The sequence below is a fragment of the Massilia sp. LXY-5 genome, from assembly GCF_059801075.1.
Genome location: NZ_JBNNEH010000001.1, coordinates 510,515 through 536,426, shown reverse-complemented (window position 1 = coordinate 536,426; position 25,912 = coordinate 510,515). Strand labels below are relative to the sequence as shown.

At 64.6% G+C, this 25,912-nt stretch carries 19 protein-coding genes; 14 read left to right on the top strand and 5 right to left on the bottom strand.

What is annotated here, in order from left to right; genetic code table 11:
* Nucleotides 1–28: 28 nt before the first annotated feature.
* From ACI48I_RS02390 to ACI48I_RS02370, 5 genes are read left to right on the top strand one after another with little or no spacing between them, the layout of a single operon-like run.
* The gene (locus ACI48I_RS02390) at nt 29–580 is read left to right on the top strand and encodes a PAAR domain-containing protein (RefSeq protein WP_193688475.1); all 552 of its coding nucleotides are present in this window, start codon (nt 29–31) and stop codon (nt 578–580) included.
* Between the two features lie 13 nt (nt 581–593).
* Entirely contained in the window at nt 594–1,664 is a 1,071-nt protein-coding gene (locus ACI48I_RS02385) for a DUF2515 family protein (RefSeq protein ID WP_193688474.1), read from the top strand.
* Entirely contained in the window at nt 1,661–2,365 is a 705-nt protein-coding gene (locus ACI48I_RS02380; RefSeq protein WP_498573227.1) for a hypothetical protein, read from the top strand. Before ACI48I_RS02385 ends, ACI48I_RS02380 begins: the two co-directional genes overlap by 4 nt.
* Nucleotides 2,283–2,813, top strand: coding sequence for a DUF2515 family protein (locus ACI48I_RS02375; RefSeq protein ID WP_407943888.1), 531 nt, complete (start codon nt 2,283–2,285; stop codon nt 2,811–2,813). Before ACI48I_RS02380 ends, ACI48I_RS02375 begins: the two co-directional genes overlap by 83 nt.
* A complete protein-coding gene (locus ACI48I_RS02370; protein ID WP_498573226.1) occupies nt 2,810–3,496 on the top strand; it encodes a hypothetical protein in 687 nt (228 codons plus the stop codon). The genes ACI48I_RS02375 and ACI48I_RS02370 overlap by 4 nt, the downstream gene beginning before the upstream one ends.
* An 87-nt stretch (nt 3,497–3,583) precedes the next feature.
* Here the strand turns inward: ACI48I_RS02370 and ACI48I_RS02365 are convergent, their stop codons facing one another.
* The gene (locus ACI48I_RS02365; RefSeq protein ID WP_193688470.1) at nt 3,584–3,820 is read right to left on the bottom strand and encodes a hypothetical protein; all 237 of its coding nucleotides are present in this window, start codon (nt 3,818–3,820) and stop codon (nt 3,584–3,586) included.
* Nucleotides 3,821–4,067: 247 nt separating this feature from the next.
* Here ACI48I_RS02365 and ACI48I_RS02360 point away from each other — a divergent pair, with 247 nt between their 5' ends.
* Together ACI48I_RS02360 and ACI48I_RS02355 are read left to right on the top strand one after the other, a co-directional pair.
* Nucleotides 4,068–6,329, top strand: coding sequence for a family 1 glycosylhydrolase (locus ACI48I_RS02360; RefSeq protein WP_498573225.1), 2,262 nt, complete (start codon nt 4,068–4,070; stop codon nt 6,327–6,329).
* Between the two features lie 125 nt (nt 6,330–6,454).
* Nucleotides 6,455–7,186 carry a glycosyltransferase family 25 protein gene (locus tag ACI48I_RS02355; protein ID WP_193688468.1) on the top strand — a complete coding sequence of 244 codons (732 nt, stop codon included), beginning with the start codon at nt 6,455–6,457 and terminating at the stop codon, nt 7,184–7,186.
* Here ACI48I_RS02355 and msbA read toward each other — a convergent pair.
* Nucleotides 7,183–8,913: a lipid A export permease/ATP-binding protein MsbA gene (gene msbA / locus ACI48I_RS02350; RefSeq protein ID WP_193688467.1), complete on the bottom strand. Its 1,731-nt coding sequence runs from the start codon at nt 8,911–8,913 to the stop codon at nt 7,183–7,185. The two genes, ACI48I_RS02355 and msbA, sit on opposite strands and share 4 nt — an antisense overlap.
* Nucleotides 8,903–10,165: an O-antigen ligase family protein gene (locus tag ACI48I_RS02345; RefSeq protein ID WP_498573224.1), complete on the bottom strand. Its 1,263-nt coding sequence runs from the start codon at nt 10,163–10,165 to the stop codon at nt 8,903–8,905. Before ACI48I_RS02345 ends, msbA begins: the two co-directional genes overlap by 11 nt.
* 182 nt (nt 10,166–10,347) lie before the next feature.
* Between ACI48I_RS02345 and ACI48I_RS02340 the strand changes: the two genes are divergently transcribed.
* Nucleotides 10,348–11,418: a glycosyltransferase family 2 protein gene (locus ACI48I_RS02340; RefSeq protein ID WP_498573223.1), complete on the top strand. Its 1,071-nt coding sequence runs from the start codon at nt 10,348–10,350 to the stop codon at nt 11,416–11,418.
* Nucleotides 11,419–11,570: 152 nt separating this feature from the next.
* Here the strand turns inward: ACI48I_RS02340 and dnaE are convergent, their stop codons facing one another.
* Nucleotides 11,571–15,068, bottom strand: coding sequence for a DNA polymerase III subunit alpha (dnaE, locus tag ACI48I_RS02335; protein WP_498573222.1), 3,498 nt, complete (start codon nt 15,066–15,068; stop codon nt 11,571–11,573).
* Nucleotides 15,069–15,216: 148 nt separating this feature from the next.
* Here dnaE and ACI48I_RS02330 point away from each other — a divergent pair, with 148 nt between their 5' ends.
* The 6 genes from ACI48I_RS02330 (at nt 15,217) to ACI48I_RS02305 (ending at nt 23,967) form a co-directional block, all read left to right on the top strand.
* Nucleotides 15,217–17,397, top strand: coding sequence for a glycosyltransferase family 4 protein (locus ACI48I_RS02330; RefSeq protein ID WP_498573221.1), 2,181 nt, complete (start codon nt 15,217–15,219; stop codon nt 17,395–17,397).
* Between the two features lie 61 nt (nt 17,398–17,458).
* Complete coding sequence (locus ACI48I_RS02325) at nt 17,459–18,349, top strand: sulfurtransferase (protein ID WP_498573220.1); 891 nt, start codon at nt 17,459–17,461, stop codon at nt 18,347–18,349.
* Nucleotides 18,350–18,351: 2 nt separating this feature from the next.
* Complete coding sequence (locus ACI48I_RS02320; protein ID WP_193688461.1) at nt 18,352–18,633, top strand: hypothetical protein; 282 nt, start codon at nt 18,352–18,354, stop codon at nt 18,631–18,633.
* A gap of 8 nt (nt 18,634–18,641) precedes the next feature.
* Nucleotides 18,642–21,587, top strand: coding sequence for a glycosyltransferase (locus ACI48I_RS02315; protein ID WP_498573219.1), 2,946 nt, complete (start codon nt 18,642–18,644; stop codon nt 21,585–21,587).
* Entirely contained in the window at nt 21,584–22,441 is an 858-nt protein-coding gene (locus ACI48I_RS02310) for a hypothetical protein (protein ID WP_498573218.1), read from the top strand. Before ACI48I_RS02315 ends, ACI48I_RS02310 begins: the two co-directional genes overlap by 4 nt.
* Nucleotides 22,442–22,449: 8 nt before the next feature.
* Nucleotides 22,450–23,967, top strand: a complete 1,518-nt coding sequence (locus tag ACI48I_RS02305) for a glycosyltransferase family 2 protein (protein WP_498573217.1) — start codon at nt 22,450–22,452, stop codon at nt 23,965–23,967.
* Nucleotides 23,968–24,135: 168 nt separating this feature from the next.
* Here ACI48I_RS02305 and ACI48I_RS02300 read toward each other — a convergent pair whose 3' ends face one another.
* The gene (locus tag ACI48I_RS02300) at nt 24,136–25,527 is read right to left on the bottom strand and encodes a hypothetical protein (RefSeq protein WP_498573216.1); all 1,392 of its coding nucleotides are present in this window, start codon (nt 25,525–25,527) and stop codon (nt 24,136–24,138) included.
* Between the last annotated feature and the right edge of the window lie 385 nt (nt 25,528–25,912).

Here is a 25,912-nt window from a genome sequence, read left to right as displayed (position 1 = left end):
GCGCGCACGCCGTGCGGACAGGGACGCCATGCTCAACAGATATTTCATCACGCTCGGCGCGCCCACCACGGCCGGCGGCAAGGTGACTTCAAGCAGCCGCTTCGAGACCATCAACGGCGCGCCGCTGGCCGTCGAAGGTGACAGCTGCTGGTGCCCCGCCTGTCTGTCCGAAGGCGTGATCCGTCCCGACGGGCCACGCCTGTCCGAATCGATCGACGGCCGCCAGGTCGCCCTGCACGACGACCTGTGCATCTGCAAGTGCAAGCCGCCGCCGCGCTTGGTCGCTTCGCAAGCCTTCATGTGCCAATCGATCGACAGCGACTGGTATGCCGGCCAGGAGGCCGCGGCCGCGCAGGCGGCGGCGCAAGCCAACGCGGCAGATCTCGATGTTCCCGAACTGGAGGACCTGCCGCTGGCCCTGATCGATCCGGGGACCATGGAAGCCATCACCGGGCTCCCTTACCGGCTTGACCTGCCAGGCGCGCAGGGCATGCTCGATCACAAGGGCTGGACCGAGCCCTTGAGCGAGACCGAACGGGATGCAGGCGTCATCGTGCAGCCGCATGCAGCCACCGACTGAGACGGGACCGTCCGTGTCCGCCAGCTATGTCCCCGGAGCGCCGAATCCCTGGTTCGCCAGGCACACCTACCACGGCATTCCCGTCTACCGGAACATCAAGCCGATCCGGGAATGCAAGCTGCATCACTGTGTCGGGCCCGGGGCCACCGTGGAGCGGGCCATCGCCGTGCCCATCCTCACGCCCGAGCATCTATGGAGCACCTTCCAGGCCGAGGCCGAGGAAATCCTGAAAGTGAACGGCAGTTTCGAGGGCAACGACCGCGAGAGGAATCGGCGCATCAATGCGGCCTACGCCAAATTATGGCTGGCCGATCATCGCTTCCAGTGGGCCGGACTAGCGGCGTTCGCCTCGAAGCAGGTCGGTTGCGGGCTGCTGCATTCTGCCGAGCTCAGCGAAAAGAACCGCCGCGTGCGCGAGCAGGTGGGGCGGGCCTTCGCCGCGTATCCCGGCGCCGGGGCATCCACCATGGTGCAGTCCACCACGGAGGCAGCGGCACAGTACATGTACCGCAAGCTGGGCTTCGGGAATGCGCACCTGTTTTTGGATATTTATCCGCTGCACAGGTTTTTCATGGAGCGGGGATGGGAGGAGTTCAATACCTATCTTGCCAAGCGGCAGAACGATAAGTATCCGGTGCATTGGGCGGTCAACAGGAACACGCTTCGGTTTGGGACGCCATTTGCCGAGATTAAGGAAGGATTCCGACTCATCAATTCAGGCGACCTGAAGCGAAGCGTTGATCAGCTTGCCCAGCATGAGCAAGTCAATATTTTGCAGAGGATTATGTACAACGATCCCGTCTTACAGCGATTACTCGCAATGAACCAATATGCCTGGGCGATTGAATTTCCAACTGGTGACTACGAGGAGATCAAGCTGACCCTGTCGGCCGAGTGCCGGGCCAAGCAGGGCTTCACTTCCTGGTTTTCCCGAAACAAGAATGCGGAGCTGTGGGTGGTCGAGCAGCGCATGCAGTTCGTGCTGACCGCCGCCAGACAATTTCATGCTCTCTTGCACGGCGCCGAACGCCCTTACGTCGAAGCATCTATCCGTGCGATCTCCGCTGGCGGAGGTGTCGCATGAGGCGCAGCTATCAACGCATTGCCATACTCGCCGGCCTTATCGCTACGGCCATCTGCTGGCATGCTCGCCCTCCTGAGCCGACCGTCCTGGCCTTTCGCCTTGGCCAGACTTTCGAGCAGGTCGTCAGAGATTCCAGCTATCCAGCGCTGAAGCGCTCAAACCGCCCCAGAGACGACTGGGACGGAAACAAGTTCGGTGCGATCTGGGTCACGGAACCATCCGTGATTGTCCGGTTCACCGATCCGAAACATGGGTTCACGCTCCCGCCTACTAAATTCGCCGCCCTCAGCTTTTCGGAAAACCAGGCGATCACCTTTGCCACCTCGCCGATGCTCGACCCACTGCCTTTCGACGAGGCCGTTGCCATCCTGGAAAATCTGCAGAACCAGTTCAAGGCAGGGGGCTGGGAACCCTGGGCGCGGAACGACAGCACCTGGTTCGACCTGACTCCGGAAGGAAAGAAGAGGCTTTATGCGCGGATGTTCAGGCCGGGATACATGGAATCGACCGATTTGCGTGTTCCTAATCTTTACGGAATGATTTTCCGGCTGAAATGTACTGAAGGTTGCTGGACGCGAGAACCGCCGTACCTTTTTCTCATCGATATCGGCCTCGGCGATGACGTATATGGCTGGAAGCCAGGTCAACCGCTGCGTTGGACGCTGCCCGAAAAGGCACTCACGGGCAGCAGCGTGCAATGAAGTCGCGCTATCGCCGAGTCAGCATGCCGGCACCGGACATTGCCAACGAGCGCTCGATGTCCGCCAGCTTTTCCCCGGAGCGGGAAGCATCCGCGAGAGCGTCGAGCATATCGCGCGACATGAGCAGGTGAACATCCCACAAAAGATCATGTACAACGATCTCGTGCTGCAGAAATTGCTTGCCACGAACCAGTATGCCTGGGCAACCGGATTTCCGACTGGCGACCATGAGGAGATAAAGCTGACTTTGTCGGCCGAGTGCCGGGCCAGGACAGGCTTTACTGCTTGGTTTCCACAGAACAAAGACGCAAAGCTGTGGGTCGCTGAGGAGCGCATGCAGTTCGTGAAGCAGGCAGCAAAGCGATTCGGCCAGCTCCTGAACAGTCCCGAGCGTCCCTATGTCGAGGCGTCGATCCGGGCGATCGCCGCTGGCGGAGGCGTCGCATGAAAGGCTGGTATCGATTCCTCGTCATGTCATCGTGCCTCATCCTCACCGCCTTCTGGTGGCGTTCTGGCACATCTGAACCGACCCTCCTCTCTTTCAGACCCGGGCAATCCTTCGAAGGGGTGGTGAAAGACTCCACCTTCCCAGTCCTGGCGCGATCCAATATCCCGGATGCCGACAGCGGCTGGGGTGCGACCTGGGTCACCGAGCCGGCGGTCATCATCCGCCTCAACGATTCCAAACATGGGTTCACCCTGCCCCCGACTAAGTTTGCTGCGCTGAGCTACCAGCGGAATGTTGTCGCTACGCTTGCAACGTCGCCGATGCTCGATGCGCTACCTTTCGACGAGGCCGTGGCCGTGCTCGACAACCTGCAGAACCAGTTCAAGGCAGGCGGCTGGGAACCCTGGGAGAAAAACGACAGCGTTTGGTTCGACTTGTCCCCGGAGGGCAGGAAGCGGCTGTATGCAAGAATGTTCGAACCGGGCTACGCACAGGAGGCAACCCTGCGCATCCCCAAGCTGTATGGCATGACCTTCCGGCTGAAGTGCAATGAAGGCTGCTGGACGCGGGAACCGCCCTACCTCTTCCTCATCGATATCGGGCTCAGCGACGACGTGCTTGGCTGGATGCCGGGCAACGCGGAGGGACCTCAAGCTGCCGCCATGAGCGGCAGTGTGAAATGAGACTCCGCAAGCGGCTGGGGCGACCTGGATCACGGAGTCAGCCGTCATCATCCGACTCAACGATTCCGAACATGGGTTCACCCCGCCTCACCGCCGCCGCTTCTTCCAGTCGTAATCCGGCCCCGTCACATCCACCCCCGGATGCCCCACCACATCCGGATGCTCCGAACACATCGTAATGAAGCGCACGCCCTCGCCTTCGCGCTGGCGCCGCCGCAAGTCTTCCATGAAGCCCATCGCCTTGACCATCTCCTCGGTGCCGAAACCCTGGGCGTGTGGACGGCAGTCGGTTTCCTCAATAATGGTCCAGTACACCATGTACATACAAGCGCTCCAGAAAGGCGTTTTGACGGAATTGCTGAACAAACAATCTTGCCAACAATTTTGCGCGCCTCGCGGAAACAGAAGCGCACGGTTTCGCAGCAGTTAGCAGATATTTAGCAGAGGAAATGGATACGAAGCCAAAAAGTAGGACTAGTCCGAAATGTCTCTTATATGTTCGCCGTTTCACATAACAGGCTGCGCAGGACCGTTAGTCTAGGGCCTGTTTCATAAATAGTAGGTATTTCTCATGAACATCGACAAGCAGATCCAGCCTGAGACCGCAACCGAGCTGGCGCTTTGGGGCGGCCTTGAATGCACGGTCAATCGTGTACGCGACAATTACTTCAGTCAAATGGAACGCAATGGCCACGCAGACCGCGTGGAAGACATCGAACGCTTCGCCTCGCTCGGCATCAAGGCGATCCGTTATCCAGTCCTGTGGGAGCGCACCGCTCCGGACGGCATCGACAGCGCCGACTGGTCCTGGTCCGACGCCCGCCTGCCCGCGCTGCAGCGCCTGGGCGTCACCCCCATCGTCGGACTGATCCACCATGGCAGCGGTCCCGAACATACGAGTCTGGTCGATCCGGCCTTCCCCGAAAAGCTCGCCGAGTACGCCGGCGCGGTAGCCCAGCGCTACCCCTGGGTCGAGTACTACACCCCCGTCAACGAAATCCTGACGACGGCGCGCTTTTCCGGTCTGGCCGGCGTCTGGTACCCGCACGGAAAGAGCCACGCGACTTTCGTGCGCGCCCTTCTCCATCAATGCAAGGCCACCGTGTTGTCGATGCGCGCGATCCGCGCCGTCAACCCGGACGCCAAACTGGTGCAGACCGACGACCTCTCGAAAACCTACGGCACGCCCGAGATGGCCTGGCTGGCGAACTTCTTCAACGAACGGCGCTGGCTGGCCTGGGACATCCTGTGCGGGAAGGTCGATCCCGAACACAAGCTGTGGACCTACCTGCTCGAGGCCGAGGCCACGCCGGAAGAACTGCTCTGGTTCCGCGACAACCCCTGCCCGCCCGACATCATCGGCGCCAACTACTATGCCACCAGCGAGCGCTGGCTCGACCACCGCACCGAGCGCTATCCGCAGGACCGCGTCCACACCTACGACGGCCACCTGCACGCCGACATCGAGACCCCGCGCGCGCTGGCCACGCCGACGCCCGGCATCGGCCCGCTGCTGATGGAAACCTGGGAGCGCTACGGCCTGCCGGTCGCGGTCACCGAAGCCCACATCGACGCCAACCGCGAAGACCAGCTGCGCTGGCTGCTCGAGATCTGGAACGCCGCCGGCAAGGCCAGGGCGGCCGGCGCCGACATCCGCGCCGTCACGGTCTGGGCGCTGCTCGGCTCCTACGACTGGAACTGCCTGGTCACCGAATGCCGCGGCTATTACGAGCCGGGTCCGTTCGACGTGCGCGGCCCGCAACCGCGGCCGACGGCGCTCGCCAACATGATGCGCGAACTGGCCAGCGGCCGTCCGCTGTCGAACCCGGTGCTGCAGGGCCAGGGCTGGTGGCGCCGGCCGGGCCGCTTCTTCTGCAAGCCGGTCGCCACGCGCACGGCGGTGGCCGACATCGCGGTGCGCAGCCAGTTCAAATCGAACCACGTGCAGCCGATCCTGATCACGGGCGCCACCGGCACCCTCGGTTCGGCCTTCGCGCGCATCTGCGAGCGGCGCAACCTGGCGCACCACGTGCTGACGCGCCAGGAGATGGACATCACCGATCCGGCCTCGGTCGAAGCGGCGATCCAGCGTTTCAAACCCTGGGCGATCATCAACGCCGGCGGCTATGTGCGTGTCGACGAGGCCGAACTCGATGTCGAAGGCTGCATGAACGGGAACACGCACGGCCCGACGGTGCTGGCCCTGGCCTGCATCCGCCACGCGCTGCGCTTCATGACCTTCTCGAGCGACCTGGTGTTCGACGGCGCCAAGGACACGCCCTATGTCGAATCCGATCCGGTGGCGCCGCTGGGCGTCTACGGCCGCAGCAAGGCCGAGTCCGAGCGGCGCGTGCTGGAAGCGGATCCGCAGGCCTTGATCATCCGCACCAGTTCCTTCTTCGGCCCCTGGGACAAGCACAACTTCGTCACCCAGGCCCTCGGCGCCCTGAAGGCCGGCCGGCCGTTCACGGCCTCGAACGACCTGGTGGTGACGCCGACCTATGTGCCGGACCTGGTGAACGTCAGCCTCGACCTGCTGATCGACCGCGAGCGCGGCGTCTGGCACCTGAGTAATGGCGAAGCCGTGACCTGGGCCGAGCTGGCGCGCAAGGCCTGCGCGGTGGCCGGCGTCGATCCGCGCACCCTGCAGGAACGTCCGGCGACGGAGCTGGGCTATGTGGCGGTGCGTCCGCACTACTCTGCGCTGGGCAGCGAACGCGGCATGCTGCTGCCTTCGCTCGACGACGCGCTGGGACGCTATCTGCATGCGCTCGAGGAGCACGCGGTCGACGACGGCGCGATGGTGGGGGAAGCGGCGCATTACGCGCGCTGAGGCCCGCCGGCTGGTACAGGGCGGTTCTGCCGAACGCCCTGCGCGGCCGATGATGTAACATTCGGGATGGTCCGGATCGCGTGCGCGCTCCGGACCCTTCCATGTCGCATCCCTACAGGCTTATCTTGAAAATATTCGTTATCAGTCTTCCGTCCAGCCTCGAGCGGCGCGCCCTCGTGGCGCAGAAGCTCGGCGAGCGCAAGCTGCCTTTCGCCTTCATCGACGCCGTCGACGGCCGCGTCGACCACCACCCCTATCTGCAACGCTACGACGAAAAAAGCTTCCTGGTGCACCGGCGGCGCAAGGCCGCTCCCGGCGAACTGGGTTGCTACGTGAGCCACCTGCTGGCGTGGGAAAAATGCGTGGCGCTGGGCGAGCCGATCGTGGTGCTGGAAGACGATTTCCAGCTGACGCCGGATTTCGAAGCGGGCCTGGCCTATCTCGAGCGCTTCGCCGACCGGGTCTCGTTCGTGCGCCTCGAGCCGCTGGAAAAGCACACGGTTCTCACCTCGGACAAGGGCGAGCGTTTCAGCCTCGTGAAACAGCTCGACGTCGGCATGTGCATGACCGGCTATGTGATCACCCCGCGTGGCGCGCAGCGGCTGCTGGAGCATGCGGCCACGATCCGGGCGCCGATCGACCTGTTCCTGAAATACACCTTCGACCATGGCGAGCTGATTCACGCCATCGTGCCGCACGGGGTGTACCCGACGCACGAGGACTCCGTGATCGGGATCGACGTGCGCAACCAGCGCGAAAAGGGCACGCTGCTGGGTCTGAAGCGCTTCGCCTATAAAACCTTCTACCGCTTCGCCAACCTGTTTACCAATCTTGCAAACGGGCTGCGCCGGTTTTAAGCGCTGACGGTCGCGGCGAACTGCAGGCGATAGAGACTCGCATACATGCCGTTGGCCGCCAGCAGCTCGTCGTGCGTGCCCTGCTCGGCGATCCGTCCACCTTCCAGCACGACGATGCGGTCGGCACGCTCGATGGTCGACAGGCGGTGCGCGATCACCAGCGTGGTACGGCCCGCCATCAGCGTGTCGAGCGCCGCCTGGACGGCGCGTTCGGACTCGTTGTCGAGCGCGGACGTCGCCTCGTCCAGGATCAGCAGCGGCGCATCCTTGTAGATCGCGCGCGCGATCGCCACGCGCTGGCGCTGGCCGCCGGAGAGGCGCATGCCGTTCTCGCCGATCATCGAATCGACGCCTTCGGGCAGCCTGGCTACCACGTCGGTCAGGTGCGCAGCTTTGACTGCCGCCGCCAGCCGCTCGTAGTCGATGCGCTCGGCGCCGTAGGCGATGTTGGCGGCCAGGGTGTCGTCGAACAGGACCACGTTCTGGCTGACCATCGCCAGCTGCGCGCGCAGGCTGGCCAGCGCCAGCTCCTCATAGGGCACGCCGTCGAGCAGGATGCGCCCAGCCTGCGGATCGTAGAAACGCGTGACCAGGTTCACGAAGGTCGACTTGCCGCCGCCCGAGACGCCGACCAGGGCGACGGTCTGGCCCGGCTCCACCTCGAGCGAGACGTTCGACAGCGCCGGCGCGTGCGCGCCCGGATAGGTAAAGGTCACGCCCTCGAACTGCAGGCGCCCGGCGGCGCGCCCGAGCACGCGGGTGCCGGAGTCCTGTTCGACCGGCGCATCGACCATCGAGAACACGGTTTCCGCCGCCGCGATCCCGCGCTGCATCGGGCCGTTGACTTCGGCCAGCGATTTCAGGGGCGTGAGCAGCATCAGCATCATGGTCGTGAAGTTGGTGAACTCGCCCACCGTCATGTCGGAACGGATCGCCATCACGATCACCACCGAGACCGCCACCGCAGTGGCGACCTGCGTGATCGGGGTGGTGGCGGCAAAGGCGACCGTCATGCGCTGCGAGAAGCCGCGCAGGGCTTCGCTGCGCTGCTCGAAGCGCTTGCGCTCGTAGCGTTCGCCGGCGAACACGCGGATCACCTGGTGGCCGCGCGTGGCTTCCTCGACCACCTGCGTCATCTCCGCCGTCACGCGCTGGTTCTCGCGGTTCAGGCGGCGCAGGCGTCCGGTCGTGGTGCGCACGATGACGGCGGTCAGGGGCACGACGACGATGGCGATCAGGGTCAGCGCCCAGTTCAGGTAGAGCAGGCCGGCCAGCAGGCCGAGCACGACCAGCACGTCGCGCACGAAAGCGACGAAGACCGAATTGATCATGTCGACCACTTGCCGCACGTCGCCGATCACGGTGTTGATGATCTTGCCGGTCGACTCTTCATGGAAGCGCGCCACCGGCAGGCGCAGCACGCGCTCGAACACCATGCGCCGCAAATCGTTGAGCACGCGGCTCATCACCCAGTTGTTCAGGTAGGCGGTGGAAAAGGTGAACACGCCGCGCAGCGCGAAGATCGAAATCAGGATGCCCGGCACCAGCCACAGGCTGAACGCGACCTTGTTCGGGCCGAAGCCCTTGTCGAGCAGGAGTTCGAGGGCCTTGGCCAGCGCCGGCTGGGTGGCGGCGGTGCCGGCCATCGCCAGCAGCGAGAAGAAGGCGCGTCCCTGGTAGGGTTTGACGATGGCCAGCAGGCGTTTGACGATGGTCCTAGTTTCCATGTTCTTCTTCCGAATTCAGGGTGAGCCCCATGAGCACGAAGACCATGAGTGCGTAAAACATGCAGGCCCTGCCCGACCAGAACATCATTTCGGTCAGGCCGAAGGCGAAGTAGCTGAGCGGGATGAGCATGCCCGCCAGCGCGGCGGCGTTCGGGTGTCCGGCAGCGGCGCCGCGGTGCGCGGCGCGCGCGAAAAAGGCGAAGGGCGCGCCCAGGATGCCCAGCCAGCCGATGAAGCCGGGCACGCCGCCGGTGCTCAGGGCCTGCAGGGCATCGTTATGCATGTGCAGCGGTGTCAGTACCACATCGGCAAGGCGGCCCTCCTTCACCCACTGCTCGAAGCGCGCATGGCCGGCCTTGACGCTGGTGCCGAACAGGGGGTGCTCGCCGATCAGCATGCCGGCGCCCTTCCAGAGTTCGAGCCGGATGCCGAGATTGGTGAACTTGTTGCCGCCCGCGTTCCAGCTGCGCACGTCGCTGATGCCTTCGTTGATGCGCGTCTGGATGCCGCTGGCCGGCACGAAATACAGCAAGGCGACCAGCGCCACGCCGCCGCCCAGCAGGACTTTCAGCTGCCCATGCCCCAGGTGGCTCTGGCGCAGGAGCAGCAGCAGGGCGAGCACCAGCGCCAGCCAGCCGCCGCGGGTGCCGGTCAGCACCGAACCGAGCAGGCCGGCCAGGGCGCCGAGCGACAGCCACAGGACGCGCTGCCGCGAGCCGGGCTGCACCTTATTGACAACATCGAGTGTCGCCGTCAGCGCGACCAGGCCCAGGCACAGGGAAATGTCGCCGAAGGTAATGGCGTTGGTCAGCCCTCCCGGCCGTTCGATGCCCAGCACGATGCGCTGGTAGCCCACCAGCAGCATGGCGCCGACGCCGCCGGCCACGGCGCCCCACCACAGCATCCGGCGCGAAGGGCGCGCCGCCAGCACCACCATCAGCGCGCTCACCGCGCAGAACATGCGCAGGGGTTTTTCCAGGCTGTGGAGCGGCTCTTCCGGACGCACCAGGAAGTACAGCAGCACGACCGCGAAATTGAACAGGAAAGCCAGCACCACCCAGCGCAGGTCCGGCCAGTGGCGCGCCAGCGCGGCCCGGGCATCGGTCCACACGAACGGCAGGGTCAGGATGAACAGGAAGCTGGCCAGGCCGATGCCGAATCCGGTCGTCAGGATCAGGGAAGGAACTGCGAAAACCAGGGCGCCGGTCCATACCCGCAACGGGGCCATCGTCTTCGTCAGCATATTGTCCATTGTTCTGCATATAAGATATTCTGTCGGGCCCGGCGAAGGCCGCATGGGGACCAGGCGGCGGCGAGGCGCGCCGGCGGCGTGTTTGCGCCGCGCCGACAAGAATTTTCACCGCATTATCGCTGATGCCGCCACAACTGCCAACACACGGCCCGGGCCGGCGCAGCGGAGAAAGAGAATCACGAATGAACACGGCACCAAGGCTTTCCATCCTCGTCCCCGCGTACAACGCGCAGCAGCATCTCGACGCGACCCTGCGCTCGGTGCTGGAACAAATGGGCCCGGACCATGAACTGGTCGTCATCGACGACGGCTCGACCGACGCCACGTCCGAGGTCGCCCGACGCCTGCAGGCGACGTATCCGGCGCTGGAAACAAGGCTGATCCGGCAGGACAACGCGGGCCTGGCGACGACCCGCAACCGCCTGCTCGACGCGGCCGCGGGCGAATACATCCTCTTCCTCGATGCCGACGACCTGGTCCTGCCCGGCACCCTGGCCGAACTCGACGCCATCATCGCGGCGCACCGGCCCGACGTGATCGCCTGCGACTTCAACGACTGGCATCCGCACAACATGCGCCGCACGCGCCGCATGGAGCGCGGCTACCCGGCCGCCACGCTGCTCACCGACCGCGAAGCGATCCTGCGCACCTTCTTCATGGACCGCCAATGCTATGCCTGGGCCAACGTGATGCGGCGCGAGATCTATGCGCGCCAGCCGGCGCCGCTGTATCCGCCGGGCCGCACCTTCGAGGACATCACGGTGACGCCGCAGCTGATCGCCGGCTGCGCCAGCCTGGTCCGCCTGGCGCGCCCCTGCTTCGACTACCGCCAGCATCCGGGCAGCATGAAGCGCGGCCTGTCGCACAAATGGTGCACCGACTTCGCCCAGGCCGTGCTGCATACCCGCCGCCACTTCGAGACGCTGCCGGTGAGCGCTGCGCTGCGCCTGCACATCGATGCCGCCACCGTCCATTACTACATCGTGATCCTGAAGCGCACCTACGAAATGCCGTGGCGCGAGGGACGCGCCGCGCGCGCCGACGTCAGGGCCCTGCTGCTGCAGAACCTGTTCAATCCGCTGGAAACGGTACTCGACGCGATGGCGGGCGAAGTGCTGGACAGCCACGACCGCCGTGCCGACCGCCGCGCCGCCTCGCAGATGCGCAAGCTATTGGCCGGCAATCCCGGCTTCGTGCTCGGCAAGCTGGTGGCGCGCAAGATCAAGGTCTGGCAGCGCAAGGCCGCCGCGTGATTTAAGCGCAAGCCGGTAACGTTTCGTTGGCCGCCAAGTACCGTAGCGTGGGCTCTTGAGCCCACGCGGTGATACGTAACCGCAAGATCATCGGGCACGAACACGGAGCCCGCGCGTATCACCGCGTGGGCGGAGCCCACCCTACGCGACGATCAGTACTCGACCGCCACCGCCTTCGCCCCCAGCGTCAGCTCGAGCGCCTGCTTCAGGGCGTCCGACGGCGCCACTCTCCACTCGTCGCCCAGCTGCAGGATGCAGTCGACGTTGTTCGGCTTGATGCGCAGGCTGACCGGCAGCCCGTCCGGGTGTTTATAGGGCGCGATCACCTCGGCGATCTTCGCCGGGCTGACCGTGCATTCGAGGTCCATCTCCAGCTTGTGGCCGTACTGGATGCGCGAGCTGGCCAGGTCGAATACCTTCTCCGCCGTGATGCGCAGGCCGCCGTTGAAGCGGTCTTCCGACACTTTACCCACCACCAGCAGGAATTCGTCTTCGCGGAAGGCGTTCTTGTTCGCCTCGAACACCTCGTTGTAGACCGTGACCTCGACCACGCCGGTCTTGTCGTCGAGCGCGACGATCAGGATCTTGCCGCGCTGGGTCATTTGCGTGCGCACGCCGGTGATCACGCCGCACAGCATGCGCGGCTCGCGCGAGGGCTCCAGGTCCTGCAGGCGGGTGCGGGCGAAGCGCCGCACTTCCTGGGCGTAGATGTCGAACATGTGGCCCGACAAGTAGAAGCCGAGCGCGGTCTTTTCCTCGGACAGCTTCTGGCGGTCGGTCCAGGGCAGCGCCTTGACGTATTCGGGCGGCGCGACCAGGTCGGAATCATCACCGCCGAACAGGCTGACCTGGTTCGCGGCGGCCGCTTCCTGGCCGGCCACTTCCATCGCGAACGTCACCGAGGCCAGCAGGATCGCGCGGTCGACGCCGAAGCAGTCCATGGCGCCGGCGCGGATCAGCGACTCGATCGTGCGGCGGTTGATCTGCTTGCGGTCGACGCGCTTGCAGAAGTCAAATAAGTCCTTGAACTTGCCGCCTTCCTTGCGCGCGGCGACGATCGCCTCGATCGCGCCCTGGCCGGCGCCCTTCACGCCGCCCAGGCCATAGCGGATATTGCTGACCTGCTTGCCGGTGACGGACTTCGGCTGGCCTTCCGGCGTAAAACGGAACTGCGATTCGTTCACGTCCGGCGGCAGCAGCGTCAGTTTGCAGACGTCGATCGCGTCCTCGACCAGGATCTTGATCTTGTCCGTGTCTTCCATCGCCAGCGACATGTTGGCTGCCATGAAGGCGGCCGTATGGTGCACTTTTAAATAGGCGGTATGGTAGGACAGCAGCGCATAGGCGGCGGCGTGCGATTTATTGAAACCGTAGCCCGCGAACTTCTCCATCAAGTCGAAGATCTCGTCCGCCTTCTCCGTCGACAGGCCGTCCTTGGCGGCGCCGGCGCGGAAGATCTCGCGGTGCTCGGCCATCTCCTCGGCCTTCTTCTTGCCCATCGCGCGGCGCAGCATATCGGCGCCGCCCAGCGAATAGCCGCCGACGATCTGCGCCATCTGCATGACCTGCTCCTGGTAGACCATGATGCCGTAGGTCTCGGACAGGATGGACTCGGTGCGCGGATCGGGATAATCGAATTTTTCGCCGTGCTTGCGCTTGCAGAAGTCCGGAATCAGGTCCATCGGGCCCGGACGGTACAAGGCGACCAGCGCAATGATGTCCTCGAAGCGGTCGGGACGCGCGTCTTTCAACATGCCCTGCATGCCGCGCGACTCCAGCTGGAAGATTGCGACGGTTTTCGCATCCGACAGCAGCTTGTAGGACGGCCGGTCGTTCAGCGGCAGCGACTCGAGGTTGAATTCGGCGTCCACCGGATCGAGCGCGCGGATGTAGTTCACCGCGCGGTCGAGAATGGTCAGCGTGGTCAGGCCCAAAAAGTCGAATTTGACGAGGCCGACGGCCTCGACGTCGTCCTTGTCGTACTGCGAGACGACGCCGGCATCGCCGCCCTGGGTGTACAGGGGGCAGAAGTCGGTCAGCTTGCCGGGGGCGATCAGCACGCCGCCGGCGTGCATGCCGATGTTACGGGTGATGCCCTCGACCTGCTGCGCCAGCTCCAGCACCTGTTTGACCTCTTCCTCGTTCTCGAGGCGTTCCTTCAGCAGCGGCTCCTCTTCGATCGCCTCGGCGATCGAGACCGGTTTGCCCGGCTTGAACGGGATCAGCTTAGAGATGCCGTCGCAGAAGTTGTAGCCGTAGTCGAGCACGCGGCCGACGTCGCGGATCGCGCCCTTGGCCGCCATGGTACCGAAGGTGGCGATCTGCGACACGGCATCGCGGCCGTACAGGTCCTTCACATGCTGGATCACCAGCTCGCGCTTTTCCTGGCAGAAGTCGATGTCGAAGTCGGGCATCGAGACGCGTTCCGGATTCAGGAAGCGCTCGAACAGCAGGTTGTATTTCAGCGGGTCCAGGTCCGTGATCTTCAGCGCGTAGGCCACCAGCGAGCCCGCGCCCGAACCACGGCCCGGGCCGATCGGCACGCCGTTATTCTTGCCCCACTGGATGAACTCCGCAACGATCAGGAAGTAGCCCGGGAACTTCATCTTGATGATGGTGTTGTTCTCGAACTCCAGGCGCGCCTCGTAGCGCGGACGCTCCGCTTCGCGCTTGGCCGGGTCCGGGAACAGCTGCTCGAGGCGCTCCTCCAGGCCCTTCTTCGTTTCGGCGACCAGGAACTCGTCGATCGTCATGCCCGGCGGCGTCGGGAAGTCCGGCAGCTGCGGTTTGCCGAGCGTGAGCACGACGTTGCAGCGCTTGGCGATTTCCACCGAATTGGCGAGCGCGCCCGGCAGGTCGGCGAACAGTTGCGCCATCTCGGCCTGCGTTTTGAAGCACATCTCCTCGTTGAAGCGGCGCACGCGCTTGGCGTTGGCCAGCATCTCGCCCTCGGCGATACAGGTGCGCGCCTCGTGGGCGATGAATTCGTCCTTGCTGATGAACTGCACCGGGTGGGTTGCCACCACCGGCAGCCCGAGGCGGCCGGCCAGCGCCACCGAATGGCGCACGGCCTGCTCCTGGTTGGCCGCGCCCGCGCGCTGGATCTCGATATAGAAGTGGCCGGGGAAGATGCGCGCCCAGCGCTCGGCATTGCGTTCCGCGCGCTCGATATCGCCGTTGTCGATCGCCTGGCCGACGTCGCCGAAGCAGGCGCCCGAGAGCACGATCAGGGCATTGCTCTGGTCGGCCTCCGGGTGCAGCGTCGAGGTGGACGTGGCCAGTGCTTCGAGCCATTCGGTGCGGAACTCGGCGCGGCCCTTGTACTGGTTGGTGAGCCAGGCTTTCGAGAGCAGCTCGCACAGCTGCAGGTAGCCGGTATGGTTTTTCGCCAGGATCAGCAGGCGCGAGGGTTTATCCCGGTTGTCGTCGTTGGTGATCCAGGCATCGACCCCGACGATCGGCTTGATCCCCTTGCCGCGCGCCGCCTTGTAGAAGCGCACCATGCAGAACATGTTGGCGAGGTCGGTGACGGCGAGGGCCGGTTGCTTGTCCTTGGCGGCGGCGCCGACCAGGTCGTCGATGCGCACGAGGCCGTCCACGATCGAGTATTCGGAGTGGACGCGCAGGTGGGTGAAAGTCGGGGAAGTCATACCCGTATTTTAACCCGCCGGCGGCTCATCGGCGCCGGCCGCGGACGTAGTTGCAACTAGACAACAAGACGCTTTCCGGTGCGTCGCCTCTTATAATAGTGTCCATGCCATTCGAACCCTGCTTCCTGCTCCGATGACGCCGCCGCCCATGCGCGCACCCGCGTCCCCCACCCTGTTCGAGCTGCTGACGGACGATGCCGCCGCCGGCAGTATCGCCGTCCTGCCGCCGCCCGCACCCGGCCTGGCGCCGGCCGTCGCCGCCCCAGCCGCCGGCGCCGGCCTGCGCCGCCTGGCCGCACCCCTGCTGCTGGCGGCGCGCGTGGTGCTGCGCCGGCCGCAAGTGCGCCAGCTGGCGCTGCGCATCCTGAAGCGCTCCCCGGCCCTGTATGCGCGGGCCTACCGGATGATGATGGCCTCCGGCGCCAGCGCGGCGGCGGCGGGTGCGGATGTCCAGCCCGGCCGGGTCGATACGCTGTCGCCGCGCGCGAACGCGATCCTGCGCCGCCTGCAGAGCCTTCAGGCCGCGGCGCCGCGCCAGCCGGGCGCGCGCCCGCGCCTGGCCTTCGTCTCGCCGTTGCCGCCCGAGCGCACCGGCGTCGCCGTGTACGCGACCGAGCTGCTGGCAGAACTGAGCGCGCATTTCGAGATCGAACTGGTCGTCGCGCAGCTCGACGTCAGGCTGCCGCCGGCGCTCGCGCACCTGCCCGTGCGCCAGGCGGCCTGGTTCGCCGAGCACGGCGACGAATACGACCAGGTGCTCTACCAGATCGGCAACAGCCCGTTTCACAGCCACATGTTCGCGCTGCTGGCGCGCCATCCCGGCGTCGTCGTGCTGCATGACTTCTTCATTGGCGGCGCCCTGACGCACGCCCAGATGAGCGGCGCCGATCCGCGCGCCTGGAGCGAAGCCCTGCTGTATTCGCACGGCTATGCAGCCGTCCGCGCGAGCCGGACGACGGACGGGCGAGTCCAGGCGCACAAGGACTGGCCCTGCAGCCTGCCGGTGCTGGAGAGCGCGACCCGCACCATCGTCCACTCCCACCACGCGCGCCAGCTCGCCATCGACTGGTTCGGCGCGGACGCCGCGCGCCGGATCGACATCATCCCCCACCCGCGCACCCCGCCGGAGGTCAAGGACCGCGCCGCCGCACGCGCCGCGCTCGGCATCGATGCCGATACCTTCCTCGTCTGCAGCTTCGGCTTCGTCGCCCCGAACAAGCTGACCCACGAGTTGTTGCGCGCCTGGATCGCTTCCAGCCTGCACACGGATCCCCGCTGCGCGCTGGTGCTGGCCGGCGCGAATCACGACAGCCCCTACGGCGTCGAAGTCGAAGCCCTCATCCGCAGCGCCGGACCCGATGCCAACATCCGCATCGCCGGCTGGCTCGACGACGCGGCCTACCGGCACTACCTGCAGGCGGCCGACGTCGGCGTCCAGCTGCGCACGAATGCGCGCGGTGAAAGCTCGGGGGCGGTGCTCGATTGCATGAATTACGCGCTGCCGACGATCGTCAATGCGAATGGCTCGATGGCCGAATTCCCGCCGGACGCCGTCTGGCGCCTGCCCGACGCGTTCGAGGCCGGGGAGCTTGTAGCGGCGCTGGAAACGCTACGCCGCGATCCGGCACGGCGGGCGGCACTCGGCCAGGGCGCGGTCGCGCTGCTCGACGCGCAGTTCCGGCCGGCCCGCTGCGCCGCGCTGTACCTCGCCACGCTGGCCGCCGCACGCGCCGCCACGCATGCGCGGCACGCGGCCTGGCGCACGGCGCTGGCCGCGGCCGCCCCCGCGGACGAGCGACAGATGCAGTTGCTCGCCGCCACGCTGGCTGCACAGGAATCGACCGCAGGCCGCCAGGTGCTGGTCGACGTCAGCGCCTGGTCGCGCCCGGGCACCCGTCCCGACCCGCTGGCGGCAAGCCAGCTGGCCGAACTGCTCGCCCGGACGCGGGGGGACCTGCGCGTGGAACCGGTCTGGCTCGACACCGCCGGGGACGCGCCGCGCTGGCGCCAGGCGCGCAACGCCATCGGGCGCCTGCTGGGCCTGGGCTGGCCGGAACAGGACGAGCCGGTCGTCGACGTCCACGCCGGCGACGTGTTTTATGCACCGGATACCGCCGCCGCCGCCGTGGCGGCGGCCTTCGACGCCGGCCTCCTGGCAGCCTGGCGCGCGCGCGGCGTCATCGTCAACCTGCTGGTGCGCAGCCTGGACGGCGGCACGCTGCCGCCCGCCGCGGCGGCCGCCGACCGCCTGCTGTGCGCCACGGAGGCGATTGCACAACAGTTGGCGGCGGATTCGCGCGCTTCCAGGCAGGCAACCGGGCCGGCATGATTTCCGCCCGGGCGCGACGGCTTATAATAGCGGTTGACCAGAATTGAGCTACTTGGCAATCATGCAAACCACCCCCCATCAAACGGCCGCCGCCAACGCAAGCGCCGGCGCCGGCCGCTACGTCAACATCGCCGCCTACAAATTCGTCAGCTTCGACGATACCGAGGAAAAGCGTCCGCAGTTCCAGGCGATCTGCGCCGAACTGAACCTGCGCGGCACGATCCTGCTGACGCCGGAAGGCATCAACATGTTCCTGTCCGGCCTGCCGGCCGACATCGACGCCTATCTCGCCTGGCTGCGTGCGGATCCACGCTTCGCCGACATCGAAGTCAAGTACAGCCACTCGGAAGAGCAGTCGCACAAGCGCATGCTGGTGAAGATCAAGAAGGAAATCATCACCATGCGCATGCCGCTGATCAAACCGGAACTGGGCCGCGCGCCGTCGGTGGAAGCGACCACCCTGAAACGCTGGCTCGACCAGGGCCATGACGACAACGGCAAGCCGGTCGTGATGGTCGACACGCGCAACGATTTCGAGGTCGACGTCGGCACCTTCGACAACACCGTCGACTACCGGATCGCCAAGTTCACCGAGTTCCCGGAAGTGATCGCCGCCCACAAGGACGATTTCGCCGGCAAGACCGTGGTCACCTTCTGCACCGGCGGCATCCGCTGCGAAAAGGCGGCGATCCACATGCAGAACATCGGCTACGACAACGTCTACCAGCTCGAGGGCGGCATCCTGAAGTATTTCGAGGACGTCGGCGGCGCCCACTATACGGGCGACTGCTTCGTCTTCGACTACCGTACCGCGCTCAATCCGAAGCTCGAGCCGACCGTCACGACCCAGTGCTTCGCCTGCCGCGCCGTGGTGACGCCGCGCGAGCAGCTGTCGCCGCAGTATGTGTATGGAGTGTCGTGTCCGCATTGCGCGGACACGACGGTGGCCTGAGAATGGCAGGTGGCCCCTCCGGCGCACGCCAGCTCGTCAAGAAAATCGCGCTGCGCGCGGTCGCGTTCGTCGTGGCGCGTCCGCGCCTGGATGACTTCCTGCGCCGCCAGATCTATCGATTTCCCGGGCTCGCCGGGCGGGTGCGCGCAGCCGTCGCCCACTCGCGGCGTGCCGACTGGCAGGCGCTGCCAGTGCTGCTGTCCGACGAAGCCGAGCTGACCGACAGCGCGCGCCAGGTGCTGCGCGACCTGCGCCGCGCCATCGACCATCCCCGCCCAGAATAAGAGCCCAGATGCGTATTCTCCTCGACCTGCAGGCCTGCCAGGCCTCCAGCATGCACCGCGGCATTGGCCGCTATTCGATGGCACTGGCATTGGCCATGGCGCGCAACAGCGGCGGGCACGAGCTGCGCATCGTCCTCAATGACGACTATCCTGATACCGTCGCAACGCTGCGCCGGGCCTTCGACGGGCTGCTGCCGCAGTCGCACATCTCGACCTTCAGCGTGCCGGTGCCTGCGGGCGAAGTAGATCCGCGCAATGCCTGGCGCGTGCGCACGGCCGCACGCATCCGTGAACACTACCTGGCCAGCCTGCGGCCCGACGTCGTGCATGTGGCGAGCCTGTTCGAGGGATTGGGCGACAATGCCGTCAGCTCGGTACCGCGCCCGGGCGGCCGCTTCGATACCGCCGTCACGCTTTACGACCTGATTCCCCTGATGCGCAAGGAGCGCTACCTTGGCGACCCGAACGTCGCGGCCTGGTATCACCGCAAGCTCGAAGGCATGCGGAAGGCCGATCTGCTGCTGGCCATTTCCGCCTCGGCGCGCGAGGAAGGCATCGCGCTGCTGGGCATGCCCGCCGAACGCGTGGTCAACATCTCGTCGGCGGTGGACGGCATGTTCCAGCCGCGCGCACTGGCACCCGACGCGCGCGCTGCGCTGCTGGCGCGCTACGGCCTTTCGAGGCCGTTCATCATGTACACCGGCGGCATCGACTATCGCAAGAATATCGAGGGCCTGGTCGAGGCTTACGCCCGGCTGCCAGCGACGCTACGCAAGCAATACCAGCTGGCGGTCGTGTGCAGCATCCAGAATCCCGACCGTTTCCGCCTCGAGCGCCTGGCCGCCAAATTCGGTCTTGCCAAAGACGACCTGGTACTGACCGGCTTCGTTCCCGACGACGACCTGGTTTCGCTATATAACTGCACCGCACTCTTCGTCTTCCCTTCGCTGCACGAAGGCTTCGGCCTGCCGGCGCTGGAGGCGATGGCCTGCGGCGCCCCGGTGATCGGCTCGAACACCAGCAGCATCCCGGAAGTGATCGGGCGGCCCGATGCCTTGTTCGATCCAGCCAGCATCGACGCCATCGGCGGCGCCATGGCGCAGGTGCTGCTCGATCCGGCGCGCCAGGCGTCCTTGCGCGAGCATGGCCTGACCCAGGCGCGGCGCTTCTCGTGGGATGCCAGCGCCCGCCGTGCGATCGAGGCCTTCGAAGAGGCGCACCAACGGCGTGCCGCGTGCGGCGCAAGCGCGTCGCCAATGCCCGCCGAGCCCACACGCAAGCCGCGCCTGGCCTATGTCTCGCCGCTGCCGCCTGTGCGCTCGGGCATCGCAGCCTACAGCGCCGATCTGCTACCGGAACTGGCGCGACACTTCGACATCGAGCTGGTGCTGGAGCAGGACAGCGTCGACGACATGGGCCCTGCCACCCGCTTCCCCCAGCGCACGACCGCATGGTTCGACGCCAACGCGCAGGCCTTCGACCACATCGTCTACCAGTTCGGCAATTCGGAATTCCATTCTCACATGTTCGGGCTACTCGATCGCCATCCCGGCGTGGTCGTGCTGCACGACTTCTTCCTCAGCGGCGTCCTTCATCATGCCGAAGCCGAGCATGAATTGCCCAACCATTATTGCCGCTCGCTCTACCTGGCGCATGGGTATGGAGCGCTGGTCGAGGAAAAGGACGCGGGGCGCACCGAGTCGGTCATGCGCTACCCGTCGAACAAGCAAGTGCTCGACCGCGCAACCGGCGTGATCGTGCATTCCCGCCATGCGGTGGGGCTGGCGGAGCGCTGGTATGGCGCCGGTTACGGCGACCAGTGGCGCGTGCTGCCGCTGGTATGCCTGCGTCCCGGCAGCGACACGGCCGACCGGGACCGGGTCCGCGCGGACCTCGGCTTCGGCCCCGGCGATTACGTGGTCTGCTCATTCGGCATCCTGTCGGCACCCAAGTGCAACGACCGCCTGGTCGAGGCCTGGATCGACAGCACGCTCGGAAGCGATCCCCACTGTCACCTGGTATTCGTGGGCGAAATCGCCCAAGGTCGTTTCGGCATCGCGCTGCGCGACCGCATCGCCACGCACCCGCGCATAAAAGTCACCGGCTACGCCGACACCCCGCTCTACCGCCGCTACCTGGCCGCCGCCGACGCCGCGGTCCAGCTGCGCGGCAGCTCGCGCGGCGAGACCTCGGGCGCCGTCTTCGACTGCCTTTCGTACGGGCTGCCGACGATCGTGAACGCCCATGGCTCGGCCGCGGAAGTGCCTGAGCACGCGTGCCTGCGCCTGGAGGACGCGTTCACCCAGGAAGCGCTGCGCGCCGCGCTCGAGCGCCTGCGCGGCGACGGCGCGCTACGTGCACGGCTGGGCAATGCGGCTGCAGCCTATATGGAGGCGACCCATGCGCCGGCCCGGATCGCGGCGCTTTACCGCGACGCGGTCGCGCAATGTGCGCACGACAGCCGTGGCCAGGCGGAACAGGACCTGATCGCGGCGATCGCCGCTTCCAGCGCCGGGGTGGCCGCGCCCGATCTGATGCAGACAGCAGCGGCGATCGGGGCCAACCGGCCGCGCAGCGGCCCACGCCAGGTGCTGGTCGATATCGAAACGGCGGGATTCGAGCCTGCGCTGTTGCGGGCGCTGATCATGCAGGCGCCGCGCGCCTGGCGCATCGAACCGGTGCGGCACGACGGCGCGCGTCACCGCTACGCACGGCGCTTCGCGCTCGACCTGATCGGCCGTCCTGACCTGCGGATCGAAGACGCGGTCGCCGAGGCGGGATCCGGCGACGTCTGGCTCACATCGGGAGAGAGCAAGCCTGGAACCGTGCCCGCGAAATGGCTGGCGCGCGGCGTCCTCGCCTGCAGCCTCGACCCGAGCGACGCGGCCGCGGACGACCTGGCGCAGCGCCTGGCAGCCGTGCTGGCCGACCTGCATTCACCAGCCACAGAATGAAAACATTCCTCAAGAAGACCGCCCGCCGCGCCAAGACCGTGCCCGTGCTTGGCCGCCTGGTGCGCATTGCGGCCGCCATCGTCCGGCTACCGGAGCTGCGCGCCGAAGTCATCGGGCTCGCATCCGGCAGCTACGAGCAGGGGCCGAAGACAGCTCAGCCGGCTCTCTGGCGCGCCGTCCACGAGCTGCGCGAAAGCACAGCCGGCGACGTCAACCTGACCCGTTCGGTGCCGGTCGCCCTGCGCCGGCTGACCCGCGAAGTGCATGCGCTGCGCCAGCGGCTCGATGCGGCCGGCCTGGGCGAGGAGAAGGACGCGGTCCCGCCCGGCGGCCAGGCCCCGCGTCTCTGCGTCGCGCCCGAACAGGCAGCCGCCGCGCCGCTGCGCCTGTACCTGGGCCAGGGCGAGCCCGCACCAGCCGGCTACGTGAGCGCCAGCTTCGACGACACGGCTGGCGGCGTGCCGCTCATGCCGGGCGCTGCCGAGGAAATCCAGGTCGCCTGCCTGTTCGAGACCTTTACCCAGGCCGAGCTGCGCAATCACGTGCTGCCGCACCTGTACGCCTGCCTGCAAAATGGTGGACGACTGCGCGTGCAGGCCACCGACGCCGGCGCCGCCCTTGCCGCCTATGCGCAAGGCGAATGCGGTTACGACGCGCTGCGCGACATCCTGTACGGCACGGCGGATCGCGACGGCCGCCTGCAGCTGAACATGCTCAGCCCGGCCAGCCTGGGTTCCCTGCTGGGCGAAGCCGGCTTCACGGTAACGGATCTCGTGGAAACAGGCATGCGCGATGGGCGCCCTGCCTTCGAAACTGTCGCCGACAAGCCGTCGCCGTCCTCAAGCACGCACTGAAACCTGCCATGCCACCGAGCTTTTCGATCGTCATCAACACCCTCAACCGCGCGACGCTGCTGGCGAAAACGCTCGAGAGCCTGCGCTGGCTGACATACCGCGGCCGTTTCGAAGTCATCGTCGTCAACGGTCCCTCTACCGACCACTCGCAGGAAGTGATCGACGCCTGGCTGCCCGCGATCCGCGCCGGCCGCTGCGAGGTGGCGAACCTCTCGGTCTCGCGCAACATCGGCATTTGCATGGCGCGCGGCGACATCGTCGCGTTCATCGACGACGACGCGATTCCCGAGCCGGAATGGCTCGAGCAGCTGGCCCGCGCCTACATTGACCCCGCAGTGGGCGCCGCGGGCGGCCTGGTGTTCGACCAGACCGGCTACAGCTACCAGTACGAATACTCCAGTGCGACGCGGCTGGCGAACGCCAACTGGCGCCTGACCCGTCCGGCCGACCACCTGGCCTATCCGGGCGCTTTCGAGTTCCCCTACCTTCAAGGCACGAATACCTCGTTCCGGCGCAGCGCCCTGCTCGAGGTGGGCGGCTTCGATGAGGAAATCGAGTACTACCTGGACGAGACCGAGCTGTGCTGCCGACTGGTCGATGCCGGCTACCTGATCCGCCAGCTGCCCAACGCCTATGTGCATCACAAGTTCGCGCCGAGTAATATCCGCAACGAGCATAAGATCACGCGTTACCGCTATCCGGTCATCAAGAACAAGCTGTATTTCGCGCTCAAGCATGGGCGCGAGTACGTAACGCTGGCCGATATTCTCGAGGACAGCCGGCGCTTCGTCGACGAACAGAGACAGGAAGTCGAGAGCCATATCGCCGCGGGACGCTTGCCGGCGAGCGAGCGCGAGGCGCTGGCCGGACAAGTGCGCAGCGCGTGGGAACGTGGCATGACGCGCGGGCTGTCCGGTGCCTACGAGTACATCACGCCGGACAAGCAGCGCGCCCGCGCGGGCGATTTCCTTGCTTTCGACCGGGTGATCGTGGCGGGTGCGCCGAAGGCACTGGTGTTCATTGCGCGCGAGTTGCCTGAGCCGCAAGCAAAGCTGGCGCGCGACCTGGCTGCGCAGGGCCATATCGTGTGCGTCATCACGGCCAGCCCGGATTTCAATCGCGTCGATTTCGAGGAAGGCGTGTGGATGCACAGGATCGTAGCAGCACGCGCCGCCTTGCCGGTTTCCGGCCTCGCGCCGGGCATGACGCCGGAGGCCTGGAACTGGACTGTGGCAGCGCGCGACGAACTGCGTCGCATCGCCACGCACCGCCCTGTCGACGCTGTCGAGGCGCAGCTGGCAACGGGCGAGGCGGCCGCCCTGCTGGACGAGGACTGGCCAATGATCTTGCACGTCGAGCCCGACCTGCCCCTGAACCTGCCCCCCTTGCAACTGGCCCTGCTGCGCCAGTCACAAGGCTTGCGTGGGGCCAGCCAGGCGCTGCGTGAACGCCTTGCGCGCGAATACGACCTGCACTACGACGGCACCTCGGCCATCGTCATCCATCCCGCACCGGCAGTCTCATAGCAAACTGCAGGTCAGCGGCAGGTCATCGATATCGCGAACTCAAGCGAAGTTTTAAAACACCCGTAGGCTCGTTGCGAGACCTTAGCCTTATGACTATCAAGCGAGCGAGCTTCTCTTAGTGAATGCACTTTCGTAGCGCCGTCGAATAGCCGCCACGTTTTTGATCGTTCAGGCTCTCAACTCATCATTATGCAATTTTTTTGAATTGCTAACGTAACGATATTTCAGGCGAGAAGAAAAGCTGCCGATTACTATTATCGTACTGAATATTGCGCAAAAATATGCGCAGTATAAATATCGATAATCAGCGGCAGGCACTACCAGAAAATGTGGGACAATAAACCCCCATGCGCTGGCTTGCATTGTTGCGAATACCGGCCGCAGTTGCGGCGTAATAAATCGCCAAAAGCATGCCGACGCCACTAGCAGCGCAAGATATATCCAAGGGAAATATAGAGCGGGAACTGATTTTTGAGTTGACTCCAAAAAATCCGATATTGCATTTTTCTTGAAGGTAAAGGGGATACTAGTATCAACGATTTGCGGATCCGCAACGTAAGCCGGAGCTGCTGCCCCAATTCTCAATAAAGATACGAATGTGTTGATCCTGTGCTTTAAATAAATAAGGGGGTGAGACTTGATCGCGCTCAACCAATTGGAACGTAATTCCTTGAGTTCATTCAAATCTGTGGTCCTTAGATTTCCCGCCGTGCCATAGAACAACAAATTATTGGAGTCAGTGGAATAATATGATGACAACGGCTTTTCGAAGCCTGCTATTTTTTTGTTTATATAGCTAGGAAGCAGGTTGCTATCCGTTGCGACCGATATGGCAAGTAAATCATGGCTTTGCGTATACTGAAAGCCATAAGAGTGCGTAATGTTTTTTTCTGGCACTAAAATATTCGCAATTACAACCACCCCGAATGCAATGCAAACGGCTGCTGCTAGCTTTTTGGCAATGCTGAGTTTTGGACGATCAACATATACCATGTAATAAATGATGAAGGGAATCGCGGTAATTCCGTTAGTTTTTGAGCCATACGCCAAGATAATTGCCGACAGAATGAAGATCCGTTCGAGCCATGAAGCGCTCCTCCCTGAGACTTCTCTATGGAAAGTGATAGCTAAACACAACACAATTAAAACAGCGAATACAACATCCTTCCAGATTTGTCCAAGTGGGAACAGTAATCCTGGCATAAACCCGACAGCCAGAAAAAGGATGGCTGCTCTGCCGATCAATTTTTTCGCGCCGAGGAAAAAAAGCAGTAGCGCCAACCAATAACAGCTCACGTTCTGAAGAAGAAATGGCGCTGGCCCCTCTTTCAATTTAATTAGTAAGTGCCACCACCAAGCCATTAGAATCGGGTGCCAATCACTATAGTGATTATGCCGAGCTTCGAAATATTGAACGGAAGAGTCTGCACTCATCCATCCTGGATAAAATGTCAATATCGATGTGCCAAGGCCTGTTAAGAACAACAGAATAGCAATAATTGTGACGCAGTCAAAACGGCGGCCGCTAAATTCGGCATCGAAATTGGAAGTATTCGGCATGGTATTATTATGTGGTGGCCCCAGGATTATACAGTGAAGTGCAGCACGGCAGCTAGCACAGACCTATACAGGCTTCCTATACGCCGTTTTTTTAAATCGAAGTTTCTCCAACGAGTAACACGCTTGACAATAAGTAGGCGGCCAAACGCAAGGAGACGTCGTAGAGAAGACCTCCTAAAGCAGGCGCGGAACAGGTCGCGAGATGGCTTAGCGCAAGGGCGCCTAACAAGACTGTTAGGAGAAGGCGCAGCGCCGACGACGGTACGAGGTACGGCGAGGCGCTGCAACGCAGCCATGGCAGTTTTGTTAGGCGCTCCAAGTCGGGCGTCCGTATATGGACTCCTCCTCGTTCGCAAACAATTCAATTCGGCCCGTGAGGTACGAC

Excerpts from the sequence above, each read along its gene's own strand:
- ACI48I_RS02390 (WP_193688475.1), top strand. The coding sequence starts at position 29 with ATGCTCAACAGATATTTCATCACGCTCGGCGCGCCCACCACGGCCGGC.
- ACI48I_RS02380 (WP_498573227.1), top strand. The coding sequence starts at position 1,661 with ATGAGGCGCAGCTATCAACGCATTGCCATACTCGCCGGCCTTATCGCT.
- ACI48I_RS02375 (WP_407943888.1), top strand. The coding sequence starts at position 2,283 with ATGACGTATATGGCTGGAAGCCAGGTCAACCGCTGCGTTGGACGCTGC.
- ACI48I_RS02370 (WP_498573226.1), top strand. The coding sequence starts at position 2,810 with ATGAAAGGCTGGTATCGATTCCTCGTCATGTCATCGTGCCTCATCCTC.
- ACI48I_RS02365 (WP_193688470.1), bottom strand. The coding sequence starts at position 3,820 with ATGTACATGGTGTACTGGACCATTATTGAGGAAACCGACTGCCGTCCA.
- ACI48I_RS02360 (WP_498573225.1), top strand. The coding sequence starts at position 4,068 with ATGAACATCGACAAGCAGATCCAGCCTGAGACCGCAACCGAGCTGGCG.
- msbA (WP_193688467.1), bottom strand. The coding sequence starts at position 8,913 with ATGGAAACTAGGACCATCGTCAAACGCCTGCTGGCCATCGTCAAACCC.
- ACI48I_RS02345 (WP_498573224.1), bottom strand. The coding sequence starts at position 10,165 with ATGGACAATATGCTGACGAAGACGATGGCCCCGTTGCGGGTATGGACC.
- ACI48I_RS02340 (WP_498573223.1), top strand. The coding sequence starts at position 10,348 with ATGAACACGGCACCAAGGCTTTCCATCCTCGTCCCCGCGTACAACGCG.
- dnaE (WP_498573222.1), bottom strand. The coding sequence starts at position 15,068 with ATGACTTCCCCGACTTTCACCCACCTGCGCGTCCACTCCGAATACTCG.
- ACI48I_RS02330 (WP_498573221.1), top strand. The coding sequence starts at position 15,217 with ATGCGCGCACCCGCGTCCCCCACCCTGTTCGAGCTGCTGACGGACGAT.
- ACI48I_RS02325 (WP_498573220.1), top strand. The coding sequence starts at position 17,459 with ATGCAAACCACCCCCCATCAAACGGCCGCCGCCAACGCAAGCGCCGGC.
- ACI48I_RS02320 (WP_193688461.1), top strand. The coding sequence starts at position 18,352 with ATGGCAGGTGGCCCCTCCGGCGCACGCCAGCTCGTCAAGAAAATCGCG.
- ACI48I_RS02315 (WP_498573219.1), top strand. The coding sequence starts at position 18,642 with ATGCGTATTCTCCTCGACCTGCAGGCCTGCCAGGCCTCCAGCATGCAC.
- ACI48I_RS02310 (WP_498573218.1), top strand. The coding sequence starts at position 21,584 with ATGAAAACATTCCTCAAGAAGACCGCCCGCCGCGCCAAGACCGTGCCC.
- ACI48I_RS02305 (WP_498573217.1), top strand. The coding sequence starts at position 22,450 with ATGCCACCGAGCTTTTCGATCGTCATCAACACCCTCAACCGCGCGACG.
- ACI48I_RS02300 (WP_498573216.1), bottom strand. The coding sequence starts at position 25,527 with ATGCCGAATACTTCCAATTTCGATGCCGAATTTAGCGGCCGCCGTTTT.